Genomic DNA, 11,968 nt, shown 5'->3' on the forward strand with positions numbered 1-11,968 from the left:
GCAGCGATGGTGCGGGCTGGCGCGGGAAAAGACAATGGCATCGGGTGCCCGTGCTGCCAACTGTCGGCAAACCCGCTTCGTACAAGGGCTGGCGACCTTGGCCATCTTCCCAATGCCGGCAACTTGCTTCACGATAGCCGCGTTTCGTGAGTGCGCCATGGCGCACCCGCTTGATCAATCCGTTTGACAAGCGCCCCCTTCCCTCACTAGGGTTATTGGATCCAATTTTCATGTTGCCGAGGCGAACCCCGCGTGGCTGAGAAACCCAAACTCCTGAGCACCGTGCTGGGCAGCGAGCAGGTACCGCCGCACCTGGCCCGCAGTGTCATAGAAGAGCGCCTGCGCAGTGCCATCCTCGACGGCCGCCTGCCACCGGGCACCGCCGTGCGCCAGCAAGAGCTGGCGACCCTGTTCGGCGTCAGCCGCATGCCCGTGCGCGAAGCGCTGCGTCAGCTCGAGGCGCAGTCCCTGCTGCAGGTGGTGATGCACAAAGGCGCCGTGGTGGCGCCACTGATCGGCGAGGACGCCGTCGACACCTACGCCCTGCGCGTACTGCTCGAGACCGAGGCGCTGCGCCAGTCGATCCCCCTGCTCGATGCCGACGACATCGCCCAGGCCAGGGCGTATATCCGCCAGCTGGAGAGCGAGACCCGCCACGCCGAGATCGGCCGGCTCAACCGTCTGTTCCACATGGCCCTCTACAGCAAGGCGCAAAACCAGAAACTGCTGCGCATGATCGAGATCGAGCTCAACGAGGAGGAACGCTTCCTGCGCTTCCACCTGTCCTCGATGGGGCTGGGCAAGCTCACCCAGGACGACCACATTGCCCTGGTCGACGCCGCCAGCGACAAACTGGTGGAAAGGGCCATCGAGCTTCTGGAAGAGCACCTGAATCACGCCGCGCGCACCATCAGGAGCTACCTCGACAGGCAATCGGGCAACTGATCCCTGCTCAACCGCGCAGCCGACCTCAGCGACCGCGTCGCTGCGCAGACACGATCCGCCACAAGGAACGGCAGTGCACGTGCAGACGCGACAGGAAACCACGCCCGACCAACCGTCCAGGATCCGCCTGATCTGCCTGGCCAGCACCCGGCAGCAACTTGCCCAGTACCGCACCTGGGCCAGGACCCTCAGCGACCCCATCGAACTGGTCGCGGTCGATGTCCCGAGCATTGCCGACCTGGAACAGTCCGCCGCGCTGCCCGTGGCCGGGCGCCTGACCCAGGCCCTGCGCGAACAGCTTCAACCCTATCTCGGACAGCCCCACGCCATGTTCGCCCAGGGGCTGGGTGCACACATCGCCCTGGCCCTGATCCAGCAGGTGCAGGAGGCTTGCCCGGGGCAGACCCGTCACTTGTTTGTTTCAAGCTGTGACAGCCCACAGTTCAGCACGACCAACCTGCCCTTGCATGTACCGATGACCGTGCTCTACCCGCCTGGCTCCCTGGCGGCGATGCTCGGCTGGCACAGCCTGGTGCGTCGGGAGCTTGAGCTGATCGAGTTGCCGCTGCCATCGGTCGATGCCTCGTTGCTCAACCAGCGCCTGGTGCGCATCTTCAACAGCCACCTCGGGCTGCTCAGCTACTGACCCTTCCCCCGCCCTCCTGGCGCAGACCAAGCGGATATTTCCTCTGCCCTGCCTGCTGACGGCCATGGCAGTGCCAGCATTTTGGGCACACTCTACTCCCCGCAGCGGCCGCTGATCATCAGACGTGGACCTGGCCGCCTGCCTCCTCATTCACCTGCAGAAGGAATCTGGCACCAGGGCAAGGACCGCACGCGATCAGCCGCCCTCCAATAGTCACTCTCCCATCTCCGTTCATCAGTGCTCCGAGTGAGGCATTCACTCTGTGTCTATTTTTCTGATCGTTATTTATCGGAAGGAGCACATATTGCCAAAATAAAACTTACTCAAAGTTTTATTCGGGCACTTATATTTCAAGAAAAGTCCGAGCATAAAATAATCAAAAAAACAATTGCGGCAAACTTTGAAGTTGTTCTAACTTTTATAGCGCCAGCCAAGGGCGGCCAGGCATCACCGTGGACGCCTTGCCAGACAAGCCCTGCCGGCCTCTACTCGTTGTTCGATGTCGAAATTTCATTCGAGGCATCACTTCGCCTGGAATTTATATAACGAACGATGTGCAGAGCAACTTAACCCCTGAATGCCATCCATAACGGACCTCATCATGAGCACATTGAAGCGCACACTTTCCGACAAAAAACATGAACTTTCCCTGCACCCGCTCTTTTCCGAAATCGACTCGCTGCAGACACTGCGCCGATTCATGGAAACCCATGTTTTTGCAGTCTGGGACTTCATGTCACTGACCAAGCGCCTGCAGCAGGAGCTGACCTGCGTCAGCCTGCCCTGGCTACCGCCGGCGGATCCGGCCGCTGCGCGTCTGATCAACGAGATCGTGCTGGGCGAAGAATCGGACGACCGTCTCGACCACGGCCACTACAGCCACTTCGAGCTGTACCTGGATGCCATGCGCGAAGTCGGCGCCAGCACCCAGGCCATCGACCGCTTCATCAGCCTGCAGCAGCAGGGCATCACGGCCATCGAAGCCCTGCAGCGCTGCGGTGCCAGTGAAGCCGCCCAGCGATTCGTCCGCGACACCCTCGAGGTGGCCCTCGACGCACCGGCCCATCGGGTCGCGGCCGCCTTCCTGCACGGCCGGGAAAGCGTGATCCCGGCGATGTTCCAGCAGATCCTCGACGAGTGGGGCATCGGCACCGAGCAGGCGCCGACCTTCCGTTACTACCTGCAACGCCACATCGAGGTGGACTCCGAGGACCATGGGCCTGCCGCCGAACAATTGCTGGCCCGCCTGGTCGATCACGACCCACTGCGCCAGGAGGACGTCTACGTGGCCGCCATCGCCGCGGTGGACAGCCGCATGGCGCTGTGGGACCGCCTGCGGGCCTCGCTGCAGACACCTGTCGCCGAGGTCACCCCATGAATGCCCTCGAGTACCGCTCCTTTGCCGAGGCCTGGGAGGCTCGGGCGACCATCCGCACCCGGCCCCGGCGCCTGGTGGAGGATGACCAGCGACTGATCTACCCCCTGAGCCGCCAACCCCTGGTGCTCGGCGCGACGTTCCAGCGCGAATGTCCGCAGCTGCGTGATTTCGTGCTGGTGCAAAGTCTCTACAAGTTCATCAACGATGTGGTGATCTTCGAGACCGAGATCGTCGATCGCACCGCCCGGCGCATCGCCAAGGATCGCTTTGCCGTGCGTTTCCCGTTCGCCTGCCGCTACGACGCGATGACCGTGGTGGTGGACGAGGACTATCACGCCCTGGTGGCGATGGACTTCCTGCAGCAGACCATCGCCCTGACCGGCATCGAGCCGATCGCCCTGCCCCAGGAGATCGAACTCAGCCGCGCCATTCCGGCCGTGCTGGACCAAGTGCCCGAGGCACTGCGCGATGCGCTGGAGCTGATCTGCGTGGGCATCGCCGAGAACACCCTGACCGACGATGTCGCGGCCTTTGCCAAGGACGACTCGGTCAAGCCCTCGGTGAAGGGACTGATGGCCGATCACCTGCTGGATGAAGGCCGCCATTCCAGCTTCTGGGCGCGGCTGACGCGCATCTACTGGCACACCGCGCCGCAAGCGGATCGCCAGGCGATCGCCAAGGTACTGCCGCTGTTCCTGCGCCAGTACCTGACCAGCGACATCCAGCAGGCTTTCGACTGCGCCCTGATCGCCGCCTTGCCGGTGAACGAAACGGTGCGCCAGGCCCTGCGCGAGGAAGCGCAAGGCCTGGCCTACCCGATCAATCACCAGCATCCGTTGCTGGGCAACATCCTGCGTTTCTTCCGCAGCAGCTCGATGCTCGAGTCGCCCTGCGTGCAAGACGCCCTGCGCGACTACCTGCCCTGAGGACCTGGACATGAGACGCCTCGACATACTCCTGGTGGGCATCAGCCCCACCCTGGAGGCATTCGCCCGCCTGCTCGACGAGCACGGCCATGGCTCGGCCACCGCCGACAGCGCGCAAGCCTTGCGCCAGCACCTGTCGGCCCGGCCGGACCTGGTGGTGGAAGATGGCAGCCTGGCCCTGGGCAGCAGCGACTGGCAGACCCTGGGTGACACGCCGCTTCTCAGGCTGCGCCTGGGCGCCAGCTTCGCCGAGCCCCTGCCGCAACTCGAAGCCCTGTGCTGGTGCGGCAGTGCCAGCGCCCAGCGGCTGATCCAGCGAGCGGCGATCCACGCGCCAAGCTCCGGCAACGGCCAGCAGTTGCGTGAAGACGCCCTGCAGGCCTTGTGTGATCAACTGGCCCTGCAGGTCACCCGCTTTGCCCGCAATCCTGCACATTTGCAGGAAGCGCCCGCGGTAAGCCCCGGCGACCAGGAGCGCGAGCATGGCCTGGACTGGCTGGAAGCACTGGCCTACCGCCACCCGTTCAACCGCACGCTGCGCGCCGACCTGCTGGAGAAGGCCGAGACGAGCCTGGTCGAAACACTGGAGCACAGCCTGCGCCTGCATGCCGAATGCTCCGCCCTGAACCACGCCGGCCAGCGCACAAGCTATCGCCAGCTGCATGCCCGCACCGTCGCCATCCAACAGACCCTGGCGCCGTTGCTGCCCGAACCCGGTGAACAGCCACCGGTGGTCGCCGTGTGCATGGACAAGACGCCCGACCTTTATGCCAGCCTGCTGGCGGTACTGGGCTGTGCGGCCATCTACCTGCCGCTGGACCCGGCCACACCGGCCGAACGACGCCAGTCGATCCTCGAGGATGCCGGTGCCTGCGTCGTGCTGCATGACGGGCATGTGCCTGTGGATATCCCCCATGTGGATGTTCGCAGCCTCGCAACGACGTCAGACATGCCGTTGCCTGGCCTGGCGCTGCGCCAGGCCGGCGCCGAGCAGGCCTGCGTGGCGATCTACACCTCCGGCACCACCGGCCAGCCCAAGGGCGTGCTGCTCAGCCAGCGCAACCTGGCGCACTTCATGGCCTGGTACCGCGAGCATGTGGCCCTGGACGGACACAGCCGGGTGCTGCAGTTCTCCACCATCGGCTTCGATGCCTCGCTGCTGGACATCCTGCCGACCTTCGCCTGCGGTGCCGAACTGGTGCTGCCCAGCGAGGACCAGCGCCGTGATCCGCAGCAATTGGTACAACTTATCCACAGCCAGGAAGTCAGCCACGCGTTCCTGCCACCGGCCCTGCTGAGCATCCTGCCACGCGATCTCCATCTCGGCCTGCGCCACCTGATCACCGGCGGCGACGTCTGTGAGCCGGAGGTCATCGCCCGCCTGGCCGGTCAGTGCCGGATGCACAACATCTACGGGCCGACGGAAACCACCGTGCTGGCCACCACCCGGGTGTTCGCCAGCGGCGACAGCAACCGCAACCTGGGCCTGCCGATCGCCAACACCCAGGTGCTGATACTCGATCAGGCACTGCAACCGGTAGCGGAGCAGACCCCGGGCGAGCTTTACATCGCCGGGCCCGGTGTCGGCCTGGGCTATCTGAACAAGCCGGCACTCACCGCCGAACGCTTCGTCGAGTTGAGCCTGCCCGCCGGCCGCACGCTGCGTGCCTATCGCACCGGAGACATCGGCAAGTGGACCGCCCAGGGCATCGAGCTGTGCGGACGGCGTGACAATCAGGTGAAGATCCGAGGTTTCCGGGTCGAGCCCGAGGAGATCGAGCACTGCCTGCGCGACAGCCAGCTGTTCGCCCAGGTGGCGGTGGTGATCGACGCACAGCGCCGGATCCTGGCCTTCCTCGCCTATCCGCAGCGGGCCGATGCACAAGCCTTGCTGCGCGATCATGCCGAACGGCACCTGCCCGACTACATGCGCCCGATGTTCTACCAAATGCTGGAGCACATGCCCTATACGGCCAACGGCAAGGTGGACCGCCGGGCATTGTCGGCACGGCCACTGACCCTGCCGACGCACGCGCGCATCACGCCGACGACCGAGACCGAGAAGCGCCTGCTGCAGCTGTGGAGCGAATTGCTGGAACTGCCGCCAGCCGACATCTCCATGGACGACAGCTTCTTCAACCTGGGCGGGCACTCGATCCTGCTATCGCGCCTGTTGTTGGAGGTCCGGGAACACTTCGGCCAGGGTGTGGCGATCAACCGTTTCATCGAGCAGCCGACCCTGCAGCGCCTGGGCGCGCTGCTCGACGGCAACGATGATGCGCTGCGGACCTCCCTGGCGCGCCTGGAGCAGGACGCCAACCGCGATCTCGGCCTGCAGGTGCTGCCGATGGAGCGTCTGGGCGATGTGCACAAGGTCATCGTCACCGGGGCCAACAGCTTCCTTGGCGTGCACCTGGTCGAAGCCCTGCTGGAGTGGGGCGCCACCGAAGTCGCCTGCCTGGTACGCCGCGCCGGTGGGCAGTCCGCCGAGGAGCGCTTCGCCCAGGCCTTGCGGGACAACCATATTGCCCTGGACCTGAGCCGCGTACGGGTGTTCGAGGCGGACCTGCGCAAGCCGCTGCTGGGCTTGTCCCAGGCCGCTTACGACGACCTGGACAACCATTATGGCGCCCTGCTGCACAACGCCGCGCAGGTCAACCATGTGCTCGACTACGAGGTGCTGGCCGCCGACAACATCGAGCCGTTGTTCGAGTGCCTGCGGTTGTGCGAAGGCCGACGCAAGAAGATCTTCAACTTCGTCTCGACCCTGTCCGCGTGCAGCGCGGTGGACAACGACGGCCGCGTGCTGGAAAGCGACCCCGCCAGTACCCCGCCGATCTACATCCGCAATGGCTACAACCTGAGCAAATGGGTCGGTGAGCGCATCCTCAGCCGCGCCCGCGAGCAGGGCGTGTGGGTCAACCTGTTCCGCCCCGGCAACATCACTTTCGACAGCCGTACGGGCGCCTGCCAGCCCCAGCGCAACCGGCTGATGCTGATGCTAAAGGGTTCGCTGCAACTGGGCCAGGTGCCGGGGCTGGAGATCGACTTCGACCTCATGCCGGTGGACTTCCTGTCCCGTTTCATCGCCTTCCACAGCAGCCGCCACCAGGCTGGCCAATGCGTGTTCAACCTGCACAACCCCGAACCGCTGCGCTGGCGTGACTACCTGGCGTCGTTCCATGCACAGGGCCACGCCTTCGAGCTGGTCAGCGTCGAGCAGTGGCAACGCCAGTTGGCCCGCGTCGACCGCGATAACGCGCTGTACGACGTCCTGGGCTTCTACCTGGACGGCTTCGAGGAAGACATCGGCGACATCTCCGGTATCGCCCACGACAACGCCCGTGCCGGCGTTCAGCGCATGGGCGCCCGTTACCCGAGCAAGGACCCGGCGCTGCTCAGCCGCGGCTGCCGCTACCTGGCCGACATCGGCTTCATCTGACCCCTTTTATCCACAACAGGAGCAACATCCCATGCAAGCACTCAAACCCGACACCCTGATCCGCAACCCGCAAGGCTGCCTGGTGGTTTCCAGCGTCGAAATCGCCGCCCCGGCCGCCAGCGTGTGGAACATCGTCGGCAATTTCGCTGGCTTCCCGGTGTTCATCCCGGCGCTGGCGCATATCGAGATGACCGGCACTGGCGTGCGCTCAGTGCGCAAGAAGCTGTTCAAGGATGGCAACGTGGTGATCGAGCAGTTGAACAGCCGTGACGAGCAGGCCATGCACATGACCTGGAGCCTGATCTACACCAGCCTGAATATCGGCAACCTGTGGGCTGCCATGCAAGTGCAGGTGATCGATGCCAGCCGCAGCCGTGCGACCTGGACCATCCAGGCCGAGCCCTGGGAGGGTGGTCCAGAGGCCCTGCCGGGCTTCCAGGCGTTCCTGCAGGGCTTTGCCGACGAGGCGATGGGCAATGTGCGTAATCTGCTGAGCTGATCCCACTGGCAGGGGCGTATGCCCCGAGAGCAAAAAGGCCGCTCCCAACCGGGAGCGGCCTTTTTTTGTCTTGGATATCAAGGGTCGGGGGATAGACGTTCGGGCTACGCTGACGTGCAAGGAACAGAGTTCACTGGTAATCCGCGCCCCTGTGGGAGCGGGTTTACCCGCGAACACCGGCGTAGCCGGTGCCAGGCTCCGCGTTGGATTCTTCGCGGGTAAACCCGCTCCCACAGGGGCCGTGCTGTGCCTGGGAATGCTGTTCCCTTCGCGACAGCCCAGGGAGCTCGATCATCGAAGCCCTGAAAAGACAAAGCCCCCGACCGCATCGCGATCAGGGGCTTTGGAATTGAATCTTGACGATGACCTACTCTCACATGGGGAAACCCCACACTACCATCGGCGATGCATCGTTTCACTGCTGAGTTCGGGATGGGATCAGGTGGTTCCAATGCTCTATGGTCGTCAAGAAATTCTGTGTGCCGGTCCGTCCGAGGGACGTGCCAGCGAATCTCTGTACTCTCTACTTAAAGACAAAACCCCTACCTGCTCGCGCAGATAGGGGTTTTGCGAAATGAATCTTGACGATGACCTACTCTCACATGGGGAAACCCCACACTACCATCGGCGATGCATCGTTTCACTGCTGAGTTCGGGATGGGATCAGGTGGTTCCAATGCTCTATGGTCGTCAAGAAATTCTGTTGCCAGAACATCCAGATGGATACTCCAGCGAATTCGGATATGCGATTTGTGATGTTGCGAACTTTCGGTTCTTTCGTCTTCACCACCGCAATCTGCGCTTTGCAAATTGCTTGGGTGTTATATGGTCAAGCCTCACGGGCAATTAGTATTGGTTAGCTCAACGCCTCACAGCGCTTACACACCCAACCTATCAACGTCGTAGTCTTCGACGGCCCTTCAGGGAGCTCAAGGCTCCAGTGAGATCTCATCTTGAGGCAAGTTTCCCGCTTAGATGCTTTCAGCGGTTATCTCTTCCGAACATAGCTACCCGGCAATGCCACTGGCGTGACAACCGGAACACCAGAGGTTCGTCCACTCCGGTCCTCTCGTACTAGGAGCAGCCCCTCTCAAATCTCAAACGTCCACGGCAGATAGGGACCGAACTGTCTCACGACGTTCTAAACCCAGCTCGCGTACCACTTTAAATGGCGAACAGCCATACCCTTGGGACCGGCTTCAGCCCCAGGATGTGATGAGCCGACATCGAGGTGCCAAACACCGCCGTCGATATGAACTCTTGGGCGGTATCAGCCTGTTATCCCCGGAGTACCTTTTATCCGTTGAGCGATGGCCCTTCCATACAGAACCACCGGATCACTAAGACCTACTTTCGTACCTGCTCGACGTGTGTGTCTCGCAGTCAAGCGCGCTTTTGCCTTTATACTCTACGACCGATTTCCGACCGGTCTGAGCGCACCTTCGTACTCCTCCGTTACTCTTTGGGAGGAGACCGCCCCAGTCAAACTACCCACCATACACTGTCCTCGATCCGGATAACGGACCTGAGTTAGAACCTCAAGGTTGCCAGGGTGGTATTTCAAGGATGGCTCCATGAGAACTGGCGTCCCCACTTCAAAGCCTCCCACCTATCCTACACAAGCAAGCTCAAAGTCCAGTGCAAAGCTATAGTAAAGGTTCACGGGGTCTTTCCGTCTAGCCGCGGATACACTGCATCTTCACAGCGATTTCAATTTCACTGAGTCTCGGGTGGAGACAGCGCCGCCATCGTTACGCCATTCGTGCAGGTCGGAACTTACCCGACAAGGAATTTCGCTACCTTAGGACCGTTATAGTTACGGCCGCCGTTTACCGGGGCTTCGATCAAGAGCTTCGCTTGCGCTAACCCCATCAATTAACCTTCCGGCACCGGGCAGGCGTCACACCCTATACGTCCACTTTCGTGTTTGCAGAGTGCTGTGTTTTTAATAAACAGTCGCAGCGGCCTGGTATCTTCGACCGGCGTGGGCTTACGCAGCAAGTGCTTCACCCTCACCGGCGCACCTTCTCCCGAAGTTACGGTGCCATTTTGCCTAGTTCCTTCACCCGAGTTCTCTCAAGCGCCTTGGTATTCTCTACCTAACCACCTGTGTCGGTTTGGGGTACGGTTCCCAGTTATCTGAAGCTTAGGAGCTTTTCTTGGAAGCATGGCATCAACCACTTCGCGCTCTAAAGAGCACTCGTCATCAGCTCTCGGCCTTGAGATCCCGGATTTGCCTAAGATCTCAGCCTACCACCTTAAACTTGGACAACCAACGCCAAGCTGGCCTAGCCTTCTCCGTCCCTCCATCGCAATAACTGGAAGTACAGGAATATTAACCTGTTTTCCATCGACTACGCTTTTCAGCCTCGCCTTAGGGACCGACTAACCCTGCGTCGATTAACGTTGCGCAGGAAACCTTGGTCTTTCGGCGTGCGAGTTTTTCACTCGCATTGTCGTTACTCATGTCAGCATTCGCACTTCTGATACCTCCAGCAAGCTTCTCAACTCACCTTCACAGGCTTACAGAACGCTCCTCTACCGCATCACCAGAGGTGATACCCGTAGCTTCGGTGCATGGTTTGAGCCCCGTTACATCTTCCGCGCAGGCCGACTCGACTAGTGAGCTATTACGCTTTCTTTAAAGGGTGGCTGCTTCTAAGCCAACCTCCTAGCTGTCTAAGCCTTCCCACATCGTTTCCCACTTAACCATGACTTTGGGACCTTAGCTGACGGTCTGGGTTGTTTCCCTTTTCACGACGGACGTTAGCACCCGCCGTGTGTCTCCCATGCTCGGCACTTGTAGGTATTCGGAGTTTGCATCGGTTTGGTAAGTCGGGATGACCCCCTAGCCGAAACAGTGCTCTACCCCCTACAGTGATACATGAGGCGCTACCTAAATAGCTTTCGAGGAGAACCAGCTATCTCCGAGCTTGATTAGCCTTTCACTCCGATCCACAGGTCATCCGCTAACTTTTCAACGGTAGTCGGTTCGGTCCTCCAGTCAGTGTTACCTAACCTTCAACCTGCCCATGGATAGATCGCCCGGTTTCGGGTCTATACCCAGCGACTAAAGCGCCCTATTAAGACTCGCTTTCGCTACGCCTCCCCTATTCGGTTAAGCTCGCCACTGAATATAAGTCGCTGACCCATTATACAAAAGGTACGCAGTCACCTAACAAAGTAGGCTCCCACTGCTTGTACGCATACGGTTTCAGGTTCTATTTCACTCCCCTCTCCGGGGTTCTTTTCGCCTTTCCCTCACGGTACTGGTTCACTATCGGTCAGTCAGTAGTATTTAGCCTTGGAGGATGGTCCCCCCATGTTCAGACAAAGTTTCTCGTGCTCCGTCCTACTCGATTTCACTGGCAAGAGATTTTCGTGTACGGGGCTATCACCCACTATGGCCGCACTTTCCAGAGCGTTCCACTAATCTCAAACCAGCTTAAGGGCTGGTCCCCGTTCGCTCGCCACTACTAAGGGAATCTCGGTTGATTTCTTTTCCTCAGGGTACTTAGATGTTTCAGTTCCCCTGGTTCGCCTCTTGCACCTATGTATTCAGTACAAGATAACCAGCTTATGCTGGCTGGGTTCCCCCATTCAGAGATCTCTGGATCACAGTCTGTTTGCCGACTCCCCAAAGCTTATCGCAGGCTACCACGTCTTTCATCGCCTCTGACTGCCAAGGCATCCACCGTATGCGCTTCTTCACTTGACCATATAACCCCAAGCAATCTGGTTATACTGTGAAGACGACATTCGCCGAAAATTCGCATTTCGCTCATTGCTGAGCAGAACTCACAAATTTTACCTTAGCCTGAATAACCAGCAGTGAAACTGGTATTCAGTCTATCTATCACATATCCGAATTTTTAAAGAACGATCTGACAAAAGTCAGAAATCAACATTCATCAACGAATGCTCATTTCTAAGTTCTGATCAAGTAGACACAACAGAAAGTGGTGGAGCCAAGCGGGATCGAACCGCTGACCTCCTGCGTGCAAGGCAGGCGCTCTCCCAGCTGAGCTATGGCCCCGCATATTGGTAGGTCTGGGCAGATTTGAACTGCCGACCTCACCCTTATCAGGGGTGCGCTCTAACCAACTGAGCTACAGACCTATATAGGGTCTTG

The 11,968-nt window shown here is 60.4% G+C and carries 6 protein-coding genes, 2 tRNA genes and 3 rRNA genes; 6 read left to right on the top strand and 5 right to left on the bottom strand.

Going from position 1 to position 11,968, the window contains the following annotated elements:
- Positions 1 to 252: 252 nt before the first annotated feature.
- From K2O50_RS25810 to K2O50_RS25835, 6 genes are all read left to right on the top strand, one after another.
- Positions 253 to 945 (top strand): GntR family transcriptional regulator, encoded by a 693-nt coding sequence (locus K2O50_RS25810; RefSeq protein ID WP_050707497.1) that lies wholly within the window; start codon positions 253 to 255, stop codon positions 943 to 945.
- Positions 946 to 1,024: 79 nt separating this feature from the next.
- Positions 1,025 to 1,591, top strand: coding sequence for a hypothetical protein (locus K2O50_RS25815; RefSeq protein ID WP_156329681.1), 567 nt, complete (start codon positions 1,025 to 1,027; stop codon positions 1,589 to 1,591).
- A gap of 601 nt (positions 1,592 to 2,192) precedes the next feature.
- Positions 2,193 to 2,969: a DUF3050 domain-containing protein gene (locus tag K2O50_RS25820; RefSeq protein WP_050707499.1), complete on the top strand. Its 777-nt coding sequence runs from the start codon at positions 2,193 to 2,195 to the stop codon at positions 2,967 to 2,969.
- A complete protein-coding gene (locus tag K2O50_RS25825; protein WP_050707500.1) occupies positions 2,966 to 3,895 on the top strand; it encodes a diiron oxygenase in 930 nt (309 codons plus the stop codon). Before K2O50_RS25820 ends, K2O50_RS25825 begins: the two co-directional genes overlap by 4 nt.
- A 10-nt stretch (positions 3,896 to 3,905) precedes the next feature.
- On the top strand, positions 3,906 to 7,337 hold the full coding sequence (locus tag K2O50_RS25830) for an amino acid adenylation domain-containing protein (protein ID WP_050707501.1): 3,432 nt from the start codon (positions 3,906 to 3,908) through the stop codon (positions 7,335 to 7,337).
- 31 nt (positions 7,338 to 7,368) lie between these two features.
- Positions 7,369 to 7,836, top strand: a complete 468-nt coding sequence (locus K2O50_RS25835; RefSeq protein WP_050707502.1) for an SRPBCC family protein — start codon at positions 7,369 to 7,371, stop codon at positions 7,834 to 7,836.
- 354 nt (positions 7,837 to 8,190) lie between these two features.
- Here the strand turns inward: K2O50_RS25835 and rrf (K2O50_RS25840) are convergent.
- The 5 genes from rrf (K2O50_RS25840) to K2O50_RS25860 all read right to left on the bottom strand — a co-directional run bounded on the left by rrf (K2O50_RS25840) (position 8,191) and on the right by K2O50_RS25860 (position 11,955).
- A 5S ribosomal RNA gene (gene rrf / locus K2O50_RS25840) occupies positions 8,191 to 8,306 on the bottom strand.
- A 109-nt stretch (positions 8,307 to 8,415) separates the two neighbouring features.
- Positions 8,416 to 8,531: ribosomal RNA gene (gene rrf, locus K2O50_RS25845) — 5S ribosomal RNA — on the bottom strand.
- A 130-nt stretch (positions 8,532 to 8,661) separates the two neighbouring features.
- Positions 8,662 to 11,554: ribosomal RNA gene (locus tag K2O50_RS25850) — 23S ribosomal RNA — on the bottom strand.
- Between the two features lie 242 nt (positions 11,555 to 11,796).
- Positions 11,797 to 11,872: transfer RNA gene (locus K2O50_RS25855), tRNA-Ala, on the bottom strand.
- Positions 11,873 to 11,878: 6 nt separating this feature from the next.
- A tRNA-Ile gene (locus tag K2O50_RS25860) sits at positions 11,879 to 11,955 on the bottom strand.
- Positions 11,956 to 11,968 lie beyond the last annotated feature (13 nt).

This window comes from Pseudomonas sp. 2hn (genome assembly GCF_019646095.1).
Taxonomy (GTDB): Bacteria; Pseudomonadota; Gammaproteobacteria; order Pseudomonadales; family Pseudomonadaceae; genus Aquipseudomonas; species Aquipseudomonas peradeniyensis.